General features: G+C 38.3%; 17 protein-coding genes. 14 read left to right on the top strand and 3 right to left on the bottom strand.

What is annotated here, in order from left to right:
* Positions 1-25 precede the first annotated feature (25 nt).
* The 7 genes from P0N36_RS01200 to arcC are packed head-to-tail and all read left to right on the top strand — an operon-like array spanning position 26 to position 8147.
* Positions 26-562, top strand: coding sequence for a helix-turn-helix domain-containing protein (locus tag P0N36_RS01200; protein WP_275840887.1), 537 nt, complete (start codon positions 26-28; stop codon positions 560-562).
* A 42-nt stretch (positions 563-604) separates the two neighbouring features.
* On the top strand, positions 605-2311 hold the full coding sequence (gene ade / locus P0N36_RS01205) for an adenine deaminase (protein WP_275840889.1): 1707 nt from the start codon (positions 605-607) through the stop codon (positions 2309-2311).
* Between the two features lie 14 nt (positions 2312-2325).
* A complete protein-coding gene (gene thrC, locus P0N36_RS01210; protein WP_275840890.1) occupies positions 2326-3582 on the top strand; it encodes a threonine synthase in 1257 nt (418 codons plus the stop codon).
* On the top strand, positions 3575-4957 hold the full coding sequence (locus P0N36_RS01215) for a PLP-dependent cysteine synthase family protein (RefSeq protein WP_275840891.1): 1383 nt from the start codon (positions 3575-3577) through the stop codon (positions 4955-4957). Before thrC ends, P0N36_RS01215 begins: the two co-directional genes overlap by 8 nt.
* On the top strand, positions 4941-6155 hold the full coding sequence (locus P0N36_RS01220; RefSeq protein ID WP_275840952.1) for a YgeY family selenium metabolism-linked hydrolase: 1215 nt from the start codon (positions 4941-4943) through the stop codon (positions 6153-6155). Before P0N36_RS01215 ends, P0N36_RS01220 begins: the two co-directional genes overlap by 17 nt.
* A 1-nt stretch (position 6156) precedes the next feature.
* Entirely contained in the window at positions 6157-7143 is a 987-nt protein-coding gene (locus P0N36_RS01225; RefSeq protein ID WP_275840893.1) for an ornithine carbamoyltransferase, read from the top strand.
* 32 nt (positions 7144-7175) lie between these two features.
* The gene (gene arcC, locus P0N36_RS01230) at positions 7176-8147 is read left to right on the top strand and encodes a carbamate kinase (RefSeq protein WP_275840895.1); all 972 of its coding nucleotides are present in this window, start codon (positions 7176-7178) and stop codon (positions 8145-8147) included.
* Positions 8148-8275: 128 nt separating this feature from the next.
* Here arcC and P0N36_RS01235 read toward each other — a convergent pair whose 3' ends face one another.
* Positions 8276-9175, bottom strand: a complete 900-nt coding sequence (locus P0N36_RS01235; protein ID WP_275840896.1) for a helix-turn-helix transcriptional regulator — start codon at positions 9173-9175, stop codon at positions 8276-8278.
* A 117-nt stretch (positions 9176-9292) separates the two neighbouring features.
* Here P0N36_RS01235 and P0N36_RS01240 point away from each other — a divergent pair, with 117 nt between their 5' ends.
* From P0N36_RS01240 to P0N36_RS01250, 3 genes are read left to right on the top strand one after another with little or no spacing between them, the layout of a single operon-like run.
* Positions 9293-10378, top strand: coding sequence for a Gfo/Idh/MocA family protein (locus P0N36_RS01240; RefSeq protein WP_334305342.1), 1086 nt, complete (start codon positions 9293-9295; stop codon positions 10376-10378).
* A gap of 44 nt (positions 10379-10422) precedes the next feature.
* A complete protein-coding gene (locus P0N36_RS01245; protein WP_275840899.1) occupies positions 10423-11388 on the top strand; it encodes a sugar phosphate isomerase/epimerase family protein in 966 nt (321 codons plus the stop codon).
* A gap of 13 nt (positions 11389-11401) precedes the next feature.
* Positions 11402-12457 (top strand): Gfo/Idh/MocA family protein, encoded by a 1056-nt coding sequence (locus P0N36_RS01250; protein WP_275840901.1) that lies wholly within the window; start codon positions 11402-11404, stop codon positions 12455-12457.
* Between the two features lie 130 nt (positions 12458-12587).
* Here P0N36_RS01250 and P0N36_RS01255 read toward each other — a convergent pair whose 3' ends face one another.
* Positions 12588-15149 carry an ABC transporter substrate binding protein gene (locus tag P0N36_RS01255; protein WP_275840902.1) on the bottom strand — a complete coding sequence of 854 codons (2562 nt, stop codon included), beginning with the start codon at positions 15147-15149 and terminating at the stop codon, positions 12588-12590.
* Positions 15150-15347: 198 nt separating this feature from the next.
* Here P0N36_RS01255 and P0N36_RS01260 point away from each other — a divergent pair, with 198 nt between their 5' ends.
* The 4 genes from P0N36_RS01260 (at position 15348) to P0N36_RS01275 (ending at position 19024) form a co-directional block, all read left to right on the top strand.
* Positions 15348-16124: an NUDIX hydrolase gene (locus P0N36_RS01260; protein ID WP_330683923.1), complete on the top strand. Its 777-nt coding sequence runs from the start codon at positions 15348-15350 to the stop codon at positions 16122-16124.
* A 105-nt stretch (positions 16125-16229) separates the two neighbouring features.
* Positions 16230-16712, top strand: a complete 483-nt coding sequence (locus tag P0N36_RS01265) for a hypothetical protein (RefSeq protein ID WP_275840903.1) — start codon at positions 16230-16232, stop codon at positions 16710-16712.
* Between the two features lie 177 nt (positions 16713-16889).
* On the top strand, positions 16890-17585 hold the full coding sequence (locus P0N36_RS01270; protein WP_275840904.1) for a response regulator transcription factor: 696 nt from the start codon (positions 16890-16892) through the stop codon (positions 17583-17585).
* Positions 17582-19024, top strand: coding sequence for a sensor histidine kinase (locus P0N36_RS01275; protein WP_275840906.1), 1443 nt, complete (start codon positions 17582-17584; stop codon positions 19022-19024). Before P0N36_RS01270 ends, P0N36_RS01275 begins: the two co-directional genes overlap by 4 nt.
* Here P0N36_RS01275 and P0N36_RS01280 read toward each other — a convergent pair.
* Positions 19014-19214, bottom strand: a complete 201-nt coding sequence (locus tag P0N36_RS01280) for a hypothetical protein (RefSeq protein ID WP_275840907.1) — start codon at positions 19212-19214, stop codon at positions 19014-19016. The genes P0N36_RS01275 and P0N36_RS01280 overlap by 11 nt on opposite strands.
* Positions 19215-19346: the final 132 nt, after the last annotated feature.

The raw sequence follows: 19346 nt of genomic DNA on the forward strand, positions 1-19346 counted from the left end.
ATGATTTATAAGTGGAGGTAGGACAATGTTAGGCGAAAAAATAAGACTAAAACGTATTGAAAAAGCCATGAGCTTAAAAGACCTTGCAGAGGCGTCCGGTTTAACTTCCGGATTTATTAGTCAGATAGAAAGAGACCTTGCCGAGCCGTCCATTACATCTTTAAGAAAGATAGCAGAAGCTTTGGAAGTAGCTGTGTTTCATTTTTTTATAGAAGAAATGAATGAAAATCCGGTGGTTAGAAAACATGAACGACAGCCCATACAATTTCCCGGTTCTAAGGTTTCATATGAGTTATTATCACCGGACTTAAACCGTCAAATGGAGACTTTCCTTGGGAAGCTCAAACCTGGCGGTGTCACTTGTGATGAACCAATGGCCCATGCAGGTGAGGAAGTGATTTTCGTTTTAGAAGGGGAAATGCTCATACGCATTGGTAATACAACCTATAACTTATCAGAAGGTGACACTATTTACTATTATGCCAGTATTCCCCATCAGATTGAGAATCCCGGTAAAGATCTATTAAGTTTTATATCTACAATAACCCCACCAAGATTTTAGAGTCTTAACAGTTAATATAGTGTAGTAGGTAGGAGGAATGACATGCCCATAAAAGAGATGATTATAGCAAGAGGTGATCAAAAGGCAGAGCTGGTACTGAAAAACTGTCAAGTTGTTAATGTACTGAATGGACAGATTGAAACAGGTGATATTGCTATAGAAAAAGGTCGAATTGTTGGTGTAGGAGAATATGAAGGCATTAAAGAAATTGATCTGAATCACAAATATGTATGTCCCGGTTTCATTGATGGTCATGTCCATATTGAATCCTCGATGTTGACCCCATCACAATTTTCAAGATTGGTCATGCCCAAAGGTACTACCAGTATCATAGCAGATCCCCATGAGATAGCGAATGTATGCGGTTTAAACGGTATTGAATATATGTTAAAGGCCAGCGAAAAAGTACCCCTTGATATCTATATCATGTTACCTTCTTGTGTGCCGTCAACAGAGTTTGAAGTAGCAGGCGCCGTCTTATTGGCAAAGGATCTTAAGAAGCTAAAAGATCACCCTAGGGTCATTGGTCTTGGTGAGATGATGAATTATCCAGGCGTTATTGCCGGTAATTCCATGGTCCATGAAAAAATAGATATGATGTCAGATCGTTTAATTGACGGTCATGCACCGGAAGTAACAGGTAAAGCATTAAATGCCTACATCTCAGCCGGGGTAAAGACAGATCATGAATGTACCACCAAAGAAGAAATGTTAGAAAAAGTCGGTAAAGGGATGTATGTTCATTTAAGAGAAGGTTCAGCTACCAGAAACCTAGATGAACTTTTAAAAGGCGTAACACCAAGCAACAGCCGTAGGCTTATGTTTTGCTCAGATGATAAACAACCCATTGATATCATGAACGAGGGCCATATGGATCATAATGTTAGACGGGCCATAGAACTGGGTCTAAGTCCGATTACAGCGATTCAAATGGCCACCCTAAACATTGCAGAATGCTATAGTTTAAAAGGCAAAGGTGCCATAGCACCAGGTTATGAAGCAGATCTATTGATACTAGATAACCTAGAAAAAGTAAGCATCCGTCAAGTGTACAAAAAAGGTATACTGGTGGCAACGGATCATCAGCCACTTTTTGAAGCACCTCAGATTGAAGATGAAAGTGTGCTTAAAACAGTTAAGCTTGAAAATATTAGGGCTATTAATCTAGACCTTAAGATACCAACAGGTATTGCGAAAGTTATTGGTTTAAGAGAGAGAAGTATTATAACGGATTTAGTAATTAGAAAAGTAGATACAAAGAATGATCTTTTTATACACAACCCTAAACTAGATCTTCTTAAATTGGCAGTTATAGAACGTCATAAGAACTCAGGCAACGTAGGTATAGGTCTTGTAGAAGGTTATGGTTTAAAACATGGCGCAGTAGCCCTTACCATAGCCCATGATTCACACAATGTCATTGTTATAGGAGATAACGATGCAGATATGAGGCTAGCCATAGAAGAACTCAAAAGATGTGACGGTGGTATGACCATCTGTAGGGACGGTGTGGTTATTGAGACATTAAGATTAGAGGTAGGAGGACTTATGACCAATGCACCCCTTGAAGAGGTCATAGCAAAGATTGAGAAAATGGATCGTTTGGCCCTTGATAGTGGTGTCAGTACAAAAATCGAACCATTTTTAACATTGGCGTTTTTGGCATTACCGGTCATACCGGAATTAAAACTTACAGATCAAGGTCTGTTTGATGTTACACAATTTGCCTTTGTTAAAATTGATGTATAGAAGGAGGACCTAGAATGTCCTATGTATCAGGTTATACATGTACATTGTGTGAAAAAGAATATACAAATGAACAAGGACCCATGACCACTTGTCCTCAATGTGGTGATTTGGGTATTATAGATGTAAATTATGATTATAAAAGTATAGCAAAGGTCTTAACAAGAGACGGTCTAAAAAAGCATGAAGATCCATCTATTTGGCGTTATGCACCTTTATTACCGGTTGAATCTACGCATTTAAAAAAGACTTTAAAGGTTGGTGGCACACCCTTATATCGAAGCCATCAACTGGCTCAGCATATGGACATAGATACCTTATATATAAAAGATGATGGTGTCAATCCAACAGCCTCTTTAAAAGACCGAGCATCCATCATTGCGGTTGTAAGAGCTTTAGAAGAAGGTAAGGATACCATAGCCTGTAGTTCAACAGGCAATGCAGCCTCATCCTTAGCCGGTAACGCAGCTCACATGGGTCTAAAGACAGTCATTTTTGTTCCAAAGCGCGCCCCAAAAGGCAAATTAACCCAACTTATGGTTTATGGTGCTAAGGTTATATCCGTGGATGGTGATTACAAAAGTACCTTTGAGTTATCCAAGGCGGCCATTGATCATTATGGTTGGTATAATAGGAATGCAGCGATTAACCCCTATCTTGTTGAAGGTAAAAAGACAGTGGCCCTAGAAATTGCAGAACAGTTATCTTTTGATGTACCGGACTGGGTAGTGGTATCTGTAGGAGATGGATGCACCATTGCCGGAGTGTATAAAGGCTTCTTCGACCTTGTATCCATTGGCTTAATAGATAGAATGCCTAAGCTACTTGGGGTTCAGGCAGAAGGTTGTGCCCCCTTTTATCATGCCTTTAAAGAAAAAAAAGCATTAGAAGCCACAGAAGAAAATACATTAGCAGATAGTATTGCGGTTGGTGTACCTAGGAATCCGGTTAAAGGTATTCAAAGCGTTATAGCTTCTAATGGTACCTATCTAACCGTAACAGATCAAGAAATACTAGCATCAATAGCCTTACTTGGTAAAACAGAGGGTATTTTTGGAGAACCTGCCGGTGTAGCCGGTGTAGCCGGTCTGAAAAAAGCACGAGATGAAGGTATCATTCATAAAAAGGATAAAGTAGCAGTTATCATTACAGGTAACGGACTTAAGGACGTTGAACATGGCATGGAAGCGGTAGGAGAACCTATGCGACTAAAGCCGGACATCCAGAGTTTTATAAAAATAATGAACGAAGCGGAGGGCATAACAAATGAGTAAAATACCATACGGACCAACTTATGATGAAATGTTGGATCCTTCCAAGATCTCAGAAAACATTATGGAAAAAGTGATTCTTGCCAAAGAGGAAGAACTGAATCCTTTAAATCTTTTTAATATTACATGGCGAGATTCAAGCAATGAAATCCGAAAAGTGGTGCTACCAAAGGCCATAACCGGCGTGGATGCCAATATAGTGGTTATGCTTGGCAAATATTTCCCATCCGGTTCTCATAAGGTAGGGCCAGCCTATGCAACCCTTATCGAAGGTTGTGTGGATAAAGAAATTCTACCAGGAGAACATACCATTTTAGGACCTTCTACCGGTAATTTTGGCATTGGCGTGTCTTATATATGTAATCTCATGGGCTATGATGCCATTGTTATTATGCCAGATAATATGAGTAAAGAACGTTATGAGAGAATTAAGAGGTATGGGGCGAGATTAGATCTAACACCCGGCACCGAATCGGATGTTATATTGACCCTAGAACGTACCTATCAATTGATGAAAGAGCCGAAGAACAAAGCCTTAGCTCAGTTTGAATTGTTTCCAAACTATAGATTCCACAGACATGTCACAGGGCATAGCGCGGTTGAAGCGGTCAAAGGCATAGGAAACGGCCGTATTGCTGCTTTTACATCAGCCCTTGGTTCTTCAGGCACCATAGCAGCCGGCGATCATATAAAACAAGTCTACCCCGATGCGAAAATCGTAGCCCTTGAACCTTATGAATGTTCAACCTTGACAGATGGTGGCCGTGGCCAACATAGAATCGAAGGTATAGGCGACAAAATGTGTACCTTGATTCATAATGTTTTAAACACAGATTTTGTTGTCATGATTGAAGACGATGATTGTGTCAAAGGTTTAAAAGTCATCCATGATGGGGCACACATTCTTGTTGAAGCAGGTGTGGACAAAGACTTAGCGGAGTGTTTAAGAGACCTATTTGGCGTTTCAGGTATTTGTAATATACTTGGTGCTATAAAAATGGCCAAACATCTTAAGCTTGGACCGGATGACAATGTTGTGACCATAGCAACAGATGGTTTTGATCGGTATGACTCTGTTATTCTTGACCTTGAACGACGTTCTCTTGAGACTTCTGATAATGTACTGCGAAGATGGAAAAAAGATGTTTTTGATGAAGCCGATACAGGTAGAATTACAGACTTTAGAAGTCATGAAATGAAAGAGCAACTTTTTAATCAAAAAGAAAAAGACTGGTTACCTTTTGGTTATAAAAAAGAATTTTTGGAGGCTATGAAAGTCCAAGAATTCTGGGATACAGAATATGCAAAAGTACAAGCTTACAATGCAAAAATCAAAGTACTAAGAGATGAGGATGATGATAATGACAATACCCTTTAATATGATATTAGAAAGTGCAAAAACTTACAGGGATGACATTTCCACCTTTCTTCGGGATATGATTCGTATATCCAGTGAAAGCTGTGATGAAAGATTGGTTGTTCTTAGAATAAAGGAAGAAATGGAGAAAGTAGGATTTGATCACATAGAAATAGATCTGATGGGCAACATTCTAGGTTACATAGGCCAAGGATCTACTTTGATTGCCATGGACGCACACATTGATACAGTGGGTATCGGTGAGCTGGCTAACTGGGACTATGATCCTTATGAAGGTTACGAAGATCATGAGATTATTATTGGTCGGGGCGCCAGTGATCAAGAAGGCGGTATGGCTTCTATGGTATATGCCGGTAAGATTATAAAAGATCTGGATTTGGCCGATGATTATACTTTACTTGTTACTGGAACGGTACAAGAAGAAGACTGTGATGGATTATGTTGGCAATATATTATTGAAGAATCAAAAATCAGACCGGAATTTGTCGTCATTACAGAACCCACCTCCCTAAACATCTACCGAGGTCAACGTGGGCGTATGGAAATCAAGGTGGAAACCATGGGTGTTAGTTGCCATGGTTCAGCACCTGAGCGTGGAGATAACGCCATTTATAAGATGGCGCCGATTATAAACGAACTTAAAGTACTCCATGAAAATCTCCTAGATAATGCATTCTTAGGAAAAGGCAGTCTGACTGTATCTGAGATTTTCTTTAGTTCACCTTCAAGATGTGCTGTAGCCGATGGCTGTGCCATTTCCGTTGACCGTCGTCTAACCCATGGTGAAACCTATGAATCTGCCTTAGAAGAAATTCGCAACCTACCGTCTGTAAAAGCAGCAGAGGCAAAAGTGTCCATGTATACCTATGAGCGTCCTTCCTATACCGGTCTGGTTTATCCAACAGATGCCTATTTTCCTACATGGGTATTGCCAGAAGAACATGAGGCCACTCAAACGCTGGTAGATGCTTATAGAGGCCTATTTGATAAAGAACCTTTGGTGGATAAGTGGACGTTTTCAACCAATGGTGTTTCGATTATGGGTCGATATGAGATCCCATGCATCGGTTTTGGACCCGGTCATGAGGACCAGGCCCATGCCCCTAATGAAAAAACATGGAAAGATGAATTGGTGTATGCGGCAGCGATGTATGCCACCATTCCAAAAGCCTATATAAAAAGAAAGAGAGGTTTATAATATGCAGACACGTTTTAAAGGAAAACATTTCATTACTCTTCAAGATTGGACCAAAGAAGAAATCGATACGCTGCTTGAGGTGTCTTTTGATCTGAAAAAGAAATTCGCCATGGGTATACCAACCCCATATCTACCTTATCAAACGATGTTTTTAATGTTTTTTGAGCAATCTACTAGAACCCGTAACTCTATGGAGGCAGGTTTTGCACAACTTGGTGGGCATGCCAATTATCTGGATACTTCCACTATGCAGATCAGTCACGGTGAGGTGGCCAAAGACACAGCCATTATTTTATCCAGTTATGGTCATGGGATTGCTTGTAGAAACTGCTTCTGGGAAATTGGTAATAAATACTTAAGAGAACTAGCAGAGCATTCAAGCGTGCCGATTATGAACCTTCAATGTGACCTATATCATCCAATGCAAGGGATAGCTGACTTAATGACCATCAAGGAAAAGGTGGAGACCACCAAAAACCTTAAAGTATCCATTATATGGGCCTATGCAAAAAGCCATAAAAAACCTATATCTGTACCTTTAACTCAAGCATTGCTATTCCCAAGGTACGGTATGGATGTGACATTGGCTTATCCGGAAGGGTATGACTTGCCGGACTGGGCGATTGAGCAGGCGAGAGAAAATGCGAGACAAAATGGCGGAAGTTTTAGAATTACCCATAACATGGAAGAAGCTTATAAAGATGCGGATGTGGTTATTCCCAAAAACTGGGGTAGTTGGGTGAACAATCAAAGTGACGCTGTTATTGATGATCTATTAGAGTCTTATAAAGGCTGGAAATGTACAGAAGAAATGATGGCACTAGCCAATGAGAATGTTATGTATATGCATGCTTTACCGGCAGATAGAGGTAACGAAGTTGAAGACAGTGTTATTGATGGTCCTCATTCTATCGTTTTTGATGAAGCAGAAAATAGGATTCATACATCGAAAGCGGTTATGGTTCTTACTATGGGCGGTAAAGGTTGATATGGCATTAAATGATGGAGGCGAGGCATCAGATGGAAAAATTAGCGGTTATTGCCATTGGCGGTAATTCCTTAATCAAAGATAGTGAGCATCAATTTATTGAAGACCAATACATGGCTGTCTGTGAAACGGTCCGTCATATTGTGGATCTTATTGAACTGGGGATTAATGTGGTCATCACCCATGGCAATGGTCCACAAGTGGGTTTTATCATGAGACGTTCAGAAATCGCCGAAGAAGTAGAACATATGCATCCGGTGCCTTTGGTAAGTTGTGACGCAGATACCCAAGGCGCTATAGGGTATCAAATCCAACAAGCCATGCAAAATGAGTTTAATAAAAGAGGCATGGCAAATAAGGCCGTTACATTGGTGACTCAGGTGGAAGTCAAACCGGATGATCCGGCATTTCAAGCGCCTTCAAAACCCATCGGTACATTTTATACAGAAGCACAAATCGAACGGATTATAAGTCAACATCCGGACTGGCATATGGTTAAAGATGCCGGTCGTGGGTATAGAAGGGTTGTACCTTCCCCTATGCCACAGAAAATTGTTGAAAGAGAAGCCATTGAGACACTTATTCAAGCAGGGTTCTCGGTGGTGGCTGTCGGTGGTGGTGGGATTCCGGTTACAAGAGATGCAGATGGAAAGCTCGTTGGTGTCAATGCGGTTATTGATAAGGATTATGCCAGCAGTTTGTTAGCTACCCAACTGGATGCAGATTATTTTATTATTTCTACAGCGGTGGATCAGGTTTATGTTAATTATAATAAGCCGACTCAAAAAGCGTTGAGTGTGTTGACCTTGGATGAAGTAGAAGCATTGAAGCAGGATAATCAATTTGCACCAGGTAGCATGTTGCCAAAGATTAATGCGGCGACGGATTTTATTAGGGCAGGTGGGAAAAAGGCGATTATTACCAGCCCGGCCTGTTTGAGTGATGCGGTTAATGGCCTTGCAGGGACAACGATCATCAACCAGGGGGGCAGTTCTTCCGACTGAAACTTAAGAGATTGGTCCAATAGCCTCACGGTTATTGGACCTTAATATTAAAGCGACATTTTCTGATAATATACTCGGAAAACCTTTATACACAGGAACAAACTGACTTCGACTAGGGTTGATCTGCTCTATATTTGTTCAAGGGTTTGGAAGTTCTTTCGGAATCGTTTCGGGGTCATGTTCTTATAGAGCTTGAACTGTTCTATGAAATAACTGGTGGTAGAGAAGCCGACGTTTAATGCGATGTCGGTGACACTCAGCTCTGAAGTAGTTAGTAAGCTCTCGGCTTTTGAAATCCTGATGAAATTAACATAGGCACTAAAATTTCTATTCATGGCAGATTTGAAAAACCTAGAAAAATAGCTATAACTCACAGCGCATAGTTTTGCCATATCTTGAATAGAAATTTCTTGGTCAAAATGTTCGTCCACATAGTCGAAGACTTTTTGCAAGCGTTCTATATTGGTTTTATCAAGAGCTTGAGTTAGATTTAAATCAAGTCCTTTTTCCTGCCAACTTCTAAGAATCCAAAGAAATACTTCACCAATGTAGGTGCGAATTGCCAGTTCGAAACCATAGGCTCTTTCTTGATCTTCAAGTAGAATTTTTTTAATAAGTTCCGGTATGGGTGTGTTGACTGTTTCTTCATAAGTAAATAATTTTTGGTGAACGGATGTTTTCATGGTAAAGGGAAGTACATATCTGGATTCGAATATAGACTGAGTAGTGGTATAGAGTAACTCAGGATCAAACCGGATTACTATGTATTTGTTAACACCTTCTGAGGCAGCAAAGATATTATGAACTTCCATGGAGTTGATTACCACCATATCACCTACACCAAAAACATAACCCTGACCATCCAGAAAGATATTAATACGACCGGACAAACAGAATAAAATCTCAATATGGTCATGATAATGTGAACCGACAATCAGTTTGCGACCTTCAATAGCTTGGGTATGGGTTCTGAAAGGGTAAGATATACCATCTTCAATAAATTTTTCATTTTCTAAGTAGCCTTCCATAGTTATCTCCTTAAGGACAAATAATTGATATTTTTTTATGATTTTATTATATTATATATAATGACGATTGGCTATACTTAAAACATGGAAAAACCGATTAAATCATATTGTGAAGGAGTGAAGGAATTGAAAAAAATAAAAATTGGAATTATCGGATGCGGCGGCATTGCCAATAACAAACATATGCCGGCTCTTCTAGAACTTGACAATGTTGAGATGGTGGCATTTTGTGATATTGATGAAGAAAAAGCTCAAAAAGCGGTCAAAGAGTTTGGTGCTAAGGGTGCAAAAGCATATATCGATTACCAAGACTTGTTGAAGGATAAGAACATACAAGCTGTTCACATCTGTACGCCAAATAAATCTCATGCAAAGATTACCATAGCATCTTTAGAGTCAGATAAACATGTTATGTGTGAAAAGCCTATGGCAAAAACCGCAAAAGAGGCAAGAACTATGCTAGAGGCAGCAAAAAGAACACGAAAGCTTCTAACTATAGGTTATCAGAATCGTTATAGAGAAGACAGTCAGTATTTATATAAAGCTTGTCAAAGAGGTGATCTTGGTGAGATTTACATGGCAAAAGCCCATGCGATTCGCAGACGTGCTGTACCTACCTGGGGTGTATTTTTGAATGAAGAAGAACAAGGTGGTGGACCTCTCATTGACATTGGTACTCACGCTCTGGACTTAACACTTTGGACCATGAACAATTATAAAGTAAAGAGTGTTAAAGGTAGTGTTTATAGAAAACTGGCGGATCAAACAGAAACAGGCAATGCTTGGGGAGATTGGGATACAAAAGCTTATACAGTTGAAGATTCAGCATTTGGTTTTATAACCATGGAAAATGGTGCGACTATATTCCTTGAATCAAGTTGGGCTCTTAATACTCTAGATGTTGGTGAGGCCCAAACCACCTTATGTGGCACCAAAGCCGGTGCAGATATGAAAGAGGGCCTTAGAATTAATAAAGTTGATTTCAACGAGTTAACGACGGTGAAACCAAGTCTTGGGGGTGAAGGTGTTGCTTTTTACGAAGGTAGTGCAGAAGAACCTGAAGTGACAGAAGCTAAAACCTTTTACAATGCCATAATAAATAGGACAGAACTTACGGTAAAACCTGAGGAGGCTCTAGTAGTCACAGAAATCCTTGAAGCCATCTATGAATCGGCAAAAACAGGGAAGACCATTGAATTCTAAAACAACACATGAATCAATATAATACTTTTAGAAAGAGGTGTATCATGAAATTAAGTGTTTTTACAGTACCTTATAGCGGTTTATCTTTAGAAGAAACCTTAAAAAAGCTTAGTGCTATGGGGGTTCAAGCAGTTGAATTAGGCGCAGGTGGTTATCCGGGTAATGCTCATCTAAATGCAAAGGCGCTTTTGGCTGATGACGAGAAAGTGCAAGCGGTTAAAGCCTTGGTAAAAAAATACAATATAGAAATTGCAGCTATATCTTGTCACGGGAATCCCGTACATCCCGATGCGACCATAGCAAAGGACTTCCATGACCAATTTATCGATGCTGTTTTATTGGCGGAAAAACTAGAAGTACAAACAGTCATCACCTTCTCAGGTTGTCCTGGTGATAGTGAAGGGTCCAAATACCCGAATTGGGTTACCTGCCCATGGCCGGATGATTTTGGCACCATATTGGACTATCAATGGAATGAAGTGTTGATTCCTTATTGGAAAGATACAGTTGATTTTGCTAAACAGCATAATGTCAATAAGATAGCTCTTGAAATGCATCCTGGATTCTGTGTGTACAATCCTGAAACATTATTGCGCCTTAGGGAAGCCGTTGGTGATGTTATTGGCGCCAACTTTGACCCAAGTCATTTGTTCTGGCAAGGTATAAACCCTGTAAGTGCTATAAAAGCATTAAAAGGTGCAATTTATCATTTCCATGCAAAAGACACCAAAATTGATGAAAGAAATGTAGGCATCAACGGTGTTCTTGATAATAAAAATTATGGTGATGTACTTGGCCGCTCTTGGGTGTTTAGAACAGTTGGTTATGGACACGATCAAGAGATATGGAATGATATGATTAGTATGTTAAAGGCTGTAAAATATGATGGTCCTATAAGTATAGAGCATGAGGATGCATTAATGTCTATAGATGAAGGTCTTTCAAAAGCGATTGAGTTTTTAAAAGAAGTGATTATTTTTGAAACCCCTACAAGTATGTGGTGGGCCTAGTTAGGAGAAAAAAATGTTAAAGCTTGGCATAATTGGATATGGTGGTATTGCGGCCTATCATTATAAAAATCTGAAAAAATATAGAAGACTAAAGGTAAAAGGCATATATGACCTTAACCCACTAAGGCAAGAAGCAGGTAAGAAGGATGGCCTAATAGCCTATACTTCAAAAGAAGCATTATTAGCGGATTCTGAGATTGATATTGTTTTGGTAGCGACAACCAATGAAGTTCATAAGGAGTTATCAATTGAAGCTATGGCAGCCGGTAAACATGTGATATGTGAAAAACCGGTTACCATGTCTTCAAAAGAACTGGAAGAAGTTATGGAAGCGGCTAAGAAATACAACAAGGTATTTACCATTAATCAAAACAGACGGACCAATAAAGATTTTGTTTTAATGAAGCGTTCAGTGGAAGCAGGGCTACTGGGAGATGTTTATGTTATAGAATCCAGAGTTGAAGGTTCAAGAGGTATGCCTAAAGGGTGGCGCACGATAAAAGCGCTTGGCGGTGGTATGATGTTCGATTGGGGGGTTCATTTGATTGATCAATTGATGTATATGATTGATGAGCCTGTCGTAAATGTCTTCTGTAAGATGTATAACATCGAGTACCCTGAAGTAGATGATAACTTTAGGTTAACCATGACATTTGAAAGTGGCTTGACAGCTCAAGTGGAAGTATCTACCAATAATTATATCACCCATCCTAGATGGTATGTTCTAGGAACTCATGGAACCCTAAGAATTGAGGATTGGGACTGTGACGGAAAAATAGTAAGGTGTTTGGACAAGGAAAGTGTATGGGAAGATGAGATTGTCTATACCAAAGCAGGACCAACCAAAACCATGGCGCCAAGACGCCCGGAAACGATTGAGACAATTATCTTATCGGAACCCATGGATGTGGAAGACAGCATTACTAAAGTCTATGACAATCTTATAGATGCTATTGAAGGTATTAACTCACTGACCATAACAGCAGAACAAGCTATGAGGGTGATGAAGGTGATGGAAGCTGCCTTTGAGTCCGTAGAAAAACAACAAGCGATACAAGTTAAGATCTAATTGTAATAGTATTAAGCATTGAGAAGGCTGCCTCTAAATGAGGCAGCCTTCCTTAAGTCACATAGCCAGTTTTAGGAACTTCATGGTTGAGGTAGGTTGCTGTTGAAGGATGGGTAGTATATTTGCATGGTTAGTTCATTGGGGTGATTATTTTTTCAACAGAGAAATCGTGACAATATAAAATAATTTCTTTTTCGGTCATGGGTTTGCCATAATAATAACCCTGTATAATATGACAACCTTTTGCTTCTAAATACCCAGCTTGGAACTCTTTCTCCACACCTTCAGCGACCACTTTTAGATTGAGGCCTTGAGCCAACATAATAATGGAGTCAATGAGGATATAGTCTGTATCCGGTTGGGTGATTTCATCGATAAACTTCTTGTCAATTTTTAGTTCTGTTAGAGGTAATTGTTGTAGGTAACTCAGTGAGGAATACCCTGTACCAAAATCATCCAAAGATAGTGAAATACCATGAGCTCTAAGCTTCTTAAGCTTACCTAATAGGATTTCATAGGATTCAATGAGTATAGATTCAGTAATCTCTAACTGAAGATAGCTGGGCTCAAGGTCAAAAGAAGCGAGCGTCTCTAACAGATCCTCAACAAAAGAAGCTTCTAAGAGTTGAATGACCGATATGTTCACCGAAACAAGGAAAGGCTCTTCCATATAATCTAACATATCTAGAGTAAATCGTATAGCTTGTTCCAAAACACATTGACCTATTGGTAGAATGAGGCCACTAGATTCTGCAAGTGGAATGATCTTAAGGGGCGATACGATTCCAAGTTCAGGGCTTTGCCATCTGAGCAAAGCTTCAAAACCAACAATTTTATGGGTTTTTGAATCAATCTGTGGTTGAAAGTTCAAGGATAGTTCTTTATTTTCATAGGCTTTCCTCAAGTGGGAGACCAAGATAAAATCATTTTCCATTTTATCACTCATTTGAGGTTCATAATGCCTATAAGTGGATTTTCCCGTTTTTTTTGCATGATACATAGCCATATCTGCTTGTATCAAGAGTTCATCTAGATCCGGGCCGTCATCAGGGAAAATACTATATCCTATACTGGAGGTTAATCGAATATTTTCATCATCGATGTGGACTGGACGGATGAAAAGATTTTTTAGGCTATTCATTACTTGAAACAAGTAAGCTTCAGTATCATCTTGCGCTACTGGAATAAGAAGAATGAACTCATCGCCATTAAGTCTTATTGTAAAGGTACTTTCTTTAAAGTCATTAAGTCGAACAGCAATGACTTTTAAAACCCGATCACCAAAGGGGTGGCCATAAGTATTATTAATATATTTGAAATTATCTAGATTAATAAAAACCAAGGCTGTTTTTTGGGTCTGATTATCTGAGGACAGTACCATTTGACTAAAATGTTGGTTTAAAAAATTACGGTTAGGCAATGAGGTGAGAGGGTCATGATAGGCTTCATGTTCCAGATTCAATTGATAAGATAAAAGGGCATCATTCTGAATTTTGAGAGCCTGTTCGGAAGTGGATAATTGTTCATTTAATATTTGTAAATCATTTTTCTGAGAAAGGATTTTCTGTTCAGACAACCTATACTTTCGTATACCAATCATAAGAAAGAAAATAAAAAGTATGAGGATACCAAGGATTATTTCGATGGTTAAAACCAATTGGGAATAGGTTTCAAAAAATGAGAATTGTTCATTTAATATCACAATATCTTTTGGCAAAGCATTTTTATCCAATTTAAAACGGTTCATTTGATTTTCATCTACAGCGGTAAAAACAGTTGCTTCTTTTACATGTTCTAGGTCATCTGCGTGCCTACCCTCTAGAATTTGGATTGCCAGTTTGCCCATTTCATGGCCTTGCAATCGACCACTCAAAAAAGTGCCACCGATGATGCCTGTACCAAGTAAAAATTCATCAATAGAATAAACAGGGACAGCACTTGTAGAGGATATCATCCGACCAAAGTATTCCGGTATCTCCATCAAGCCATCTACTGAACTATTATAAGAAATCATCATAATGACACTGTCTTCTTCAAAAGTCGCTACTTCAAGTAGAAGATCATCAAAGGACAAATGTGAAATATTATTAATTTCATATGCGTTTGAATCGAAGCGGTCAAGTGCATCAAAAAAAGCATCCGCTGTTCGGAGTCCGCTTTCGCTGAAATCATGAATTAGATGGATTTTGTTTACATCAGGTTGTAAAAGAGAAATCAAATTAAGAGTCCCCTCAGGACGCATTACCTCATAGACGCCGGTTACGTTTGTAGCTTCACCTAGAATCTCATTAGCTGTAGACTCAATTATGCCACTAAACACGATAGGGGCATCATGAAACAATTCTAGACGGTGATCCAATGCAAAAGTCAGACCCATGTCATCCGTGGTTAATATAAGATCGATTGTTATATCTTTATATTTATTTTCGAAAAAATGACGACTTTCATCTAGAAGTGAGGTTTTTGGAAATCTTTTCCAGTCTAAAAATTCAGTATAAATGATGGCATTGGGATACTGGTCCTTTAAGATTTCAATTAAACCTTGGTTTTGCTCCAGAGTCCACTCATAAGTAAAGTGGTAGGCGTTAATTATTAATATATTTCTGGAGCGTGATTGCTCACTGGCACTTGTAAAGCTTGAAGCCATATAAATCAAAAATAGGGACACAAAAACAAGCAGAAAATTTTTCATAAATAACCTCCTTAAACCCTCATATGTAGTACCCTTATACTACAAACTTAACTTAACGACTTATAAAAAAGTTGAGCTATTATTATTGTACCATACATGAACAGGTATTCAAACATTACCTTTAGGACAAGATTGATTTTTTGAAGTTATTATAATATGATAGTTGATAGGAAGCGCGAGATAGAAGGAGGCTTTAATATGTTCAGGGAACAAATAAGCAGTTATACACCGGTAAATGAACAAGAACGTAGTGATAAGAGGCATATTTATCACTTTATTGAGCAGTTTCCATATAACATTCTATATAGAGAGAACACCTTAGCTCACATCACAAGTTCGGGCTTTATAATGAATAAAGATTTAACGAAGGTCTTGGTTATTTATCACAAGATTTATCAAGCTTGGGGGTGGACCGGCGGACATGCCGATGGAGACGAAGACTTATTGAAGATTGCCTTAAAAGAGGCAAAAGAAGAAACAGGTCTAGTGAACATCAAACCATTATCAAAACAGATTATGGCAATGGATATATTACCGGTTTGGGGTCATATGAAGCATGGTCGTTATATAAGTGCGCATTTACACTTGAATGTAGCATATGTGTTAATTGCGGATGAATCAGAACCTATTCATGCTAATGAAGTAGAAACAAACGGTGCAAGGTGGATCAATATCAGTGAGATTGGTCATCAGTCATCAGAACCAAAATTAATCTATGTTTATGAAAAGCTAATAAAAGCGGCTCAAGCATTTGATCCTAAAAAAGAGTATACTAACAGCGCTAAAAAAGAAACGAAAAAGACCAGTGCTTATGACGCTATTAAAAATGCGGCCATTCCTATTGCCATCCATGAATCGAAAAGTGCTTATTATAAAGCTAAGCTTGTTAAAGAGATTGTTGTTAGAGGTGGTGGTGGCATAAAAGGCACTTCAAGTAGTATCATTAGGCAAATCATGAAAAGCAAGAAGAAATAAAGTATGAATCATCATACTTCCATCACACTTCCATCACAATTGGTTTGTATAATACAAACATAAAGTTAATCATACTTTAAAACAAATCATAAGGAGATGGAAAAAATGAAAAAAGCAAAAAAATTAGTCGTAACAATGGGTGCTTTAGTATTAGTAGCAGCAACAAGTATTGGTGTATATGCAGCGGAACAAGGTAGTCCGGCACAAATCCTATCAGAATGGACAGGTAAGAGTGTTGAAGAACTGTATGAGGCAAAAGGGGATTCGACATTTGGTGCATTAGCACAAGAACTTGAAGTTGCCGAAGCATTTAGGACAGATATGGTAGCGAATAAATTGGCAATTATTGAAGAACGTGTTGCCCTGGGAACCTTAACGAGAGATGCAGCGAATGAAATGATAGACGTTTTTTTAGAAAATCAAGAAAATTGTGACGGTTTAGGGTTGAGTCAAGATAAAGCAAAACTTGGCTTAGGATTTGGACGAGGTAATGGTATGGGCAATGGTAATGGTGAAAAAGTTGGAGGTGGCAATGGGTTTGGAACTCAAAGTCGATCCGGACAAGGTCAAGGTACACGTAATAGATAGCACAACATTCTTAGAAGATTTCTAAATATGGGTAAAGGGTCAAAGCTAAGTTTCACTAAATTTATGAAGTCCTCAATAGAACATTGGGGGCTTCTTTATGTGTTATTAAGTAATAATACTATGCTTCACGATAGGCGTGAATAAATGATATAATGGTTAAAGAAAGAGGTTAATTATATGAAGCCAGTAAAAGTTCTAATTGCAGACGATGAAAAAGGTATACGTAATATTATTGCAGAATACTTAAGCCAAGAAGGCATTGAGGTAATTGAAGCTGTTGATGGTGTGGATGCATTGAATCAATTCAAAAATCATAGCGTAGATCTTGTGATTTTAGATGTGATGATGCCCAAAATGGAAGGCTGGACTGTATGTAAAGAGATTAGAAAAGTTTCTAAGATACCAATCATCATGTTAACGGCTCGAGGAGAAGAATACGATAAACTATTAGGTTTTGAACTGGGGATTGATGATTATGTGGTTAAACCTTTTAGTCCTAAGGAACTAAGAGCCAGAGTCAAGGCACACCTAGCAAGAAGACAGGATTTATTAGATGAAATACCAAAAAAGCAGGAGATGACTTTTGGTGAACTCAGAATTAACTTGGATGCAAGAAGTGTTTGGCTTATAGATGGCTATCTGCAATTAACACCAAAAGAATATGAATTGCTTGTCTTTTTTGCTAAGAATCCGAATAAGGTATTTAGTAGGGAACAACTATTGAGCGCAGTATGGGGCTATGATTATTTTGGTGACGACAGGACGGTCGATACCCATGTTAAAACATTGAGAGAACATTTGAAAAGCTATAGAAAATGGATTGTGACCATTTGGCGCATAGGGTATAAATTTGATCCGGAGGCTGATTTATGAAAAAAATAGGCACAAAACTTTGGATAGGCATGATGGTATTAGTTGTTTGTATGCTTCTGCTATTGTGGCTTTTTCAAGTGGTATTTCTAGAAAAATTCTATATGTCAATGCAAATCAATAAACTAGAAAGCAGAAGCGAACAAATTGTATCCAATTTGATGAAACAAGAAGGTGATTTAAGCAAAGTTCAAGTCATGAATATGCGAGATGAACTTGAGGCTTTTGTGTATACCTATAATACGAGTGTACAAATTATTGATGCTACCGGTGAAATTGTTTTTCAGATGGATTACAATAATGAACAGCCTTTCTCAGGAATGAACAGAAGACAAAATACTCAAATTCTAAACAACACCTTGAATGGAAAAAAAGATAGAAGTCTTTTTAAACATCCTAGATTTGATATAGATTACCTAACTTTAGGTGTGCCGATTATGAGTATGGACACGAGTCAAGTACAAGGCGCACTGTTAATTATGACGACTATGGCGCCTGTTTCAGATACAGCAGGTATTATTAAACATCAACTCATTTATATAACCGCAATCTTATTATTAGTAGCATTTGGAATAGCCTACATGATATCTTATCATTTGAGTCAGCCAATCATGAAGATTAATAGAGCGGCCCAAGAAATAGCACAGGGGAACTGGGATATTCATATGAATAAAATGGGAGAAGACGAAATAGGTCAGTTGGCTGAAACCATAAAGAACATGGCCGTATCCCTAAAAAAAACAGATAAATTAAGGAAGGAATTAATTGGGAATATATCCCATGAACTTAGGACACCTCTTAGTCTCATTCGTGGGTATGCAGAAACCATTCGGGATATTAGTGGGAAAGAACAGGAAAAAAGAGAAGGACACTTGGAGATTATTATAGACGAATCTGAAAGATTAGGACGCTTAATTGACGACATTTTAAACCTGTCTCAATTAGAAGTGGATGGGATCAAATTGAAACAAGAACCGATAGATATAAAAGTACTTTTTGATAGTATAAAAAATAGGTTTATGGATTTGGCACAAAAAAAAGCCATAAACCTAGAAGTAATCCTAGGAGACGCCCAGGTTGGTTTTGGTGATTATAAGCGCATCGAACAAGTCATGATTAACCTAGTGGGCAATGCATTTAATCATACCCCATCAAATGGTCATATTTTTATAAAAACCAATCAGATAAAGAATTATATTAACATAGAAGTCATCAATGAAGGTGTTGAAATTAGAGAGGAAGATTTAGAACATATTTGGGACCGTTATTATAAAGTTAATCGAGTCACCGATGAAAACTCGATAGGTAGTGGCTTAGGGCTCGCTATTGTAAAAAATATTTTACACGCTCATAAGGTTGATTTTGGCGTAGAAAGCCATAAAGGTGGTACAACTGTTTTTTGGTTCCAATTAAACCGTGGTGATTCTAGCATCAAAAAATAAGACGAATAATACCGACAGCTATGGCAAGACAGACTATAGGAATAATAAGCGCTAGCCCAACAGGTATAAGAACAAAAAACAGTAGTACACCAACAATACCAAGAGCAAGACGAATAATTCCGATGCTGACTTTAAATAGTAGGCTTAAAATAAGACCTAGGATAGCAAAAAATAACAATAATTCTAACATATTCAATCATCCTTTCTTAACAGATGTCATTCAGAGAAACTATATAGTTTTGAAACCTTAACCATAGTATAAGAGTATATATTTATCAGGCCCTTAATAGAGGATTAAGATTTAATTAAAAAGACGATTTGC

This window comes from Petrocella sp. FN5 (genome assembly GCF_029210395.1).
Lineage (GTDB): Bacteria > Bacillota > Clostridia > Lachnospirales > Vallitaleaceae > Petrocella.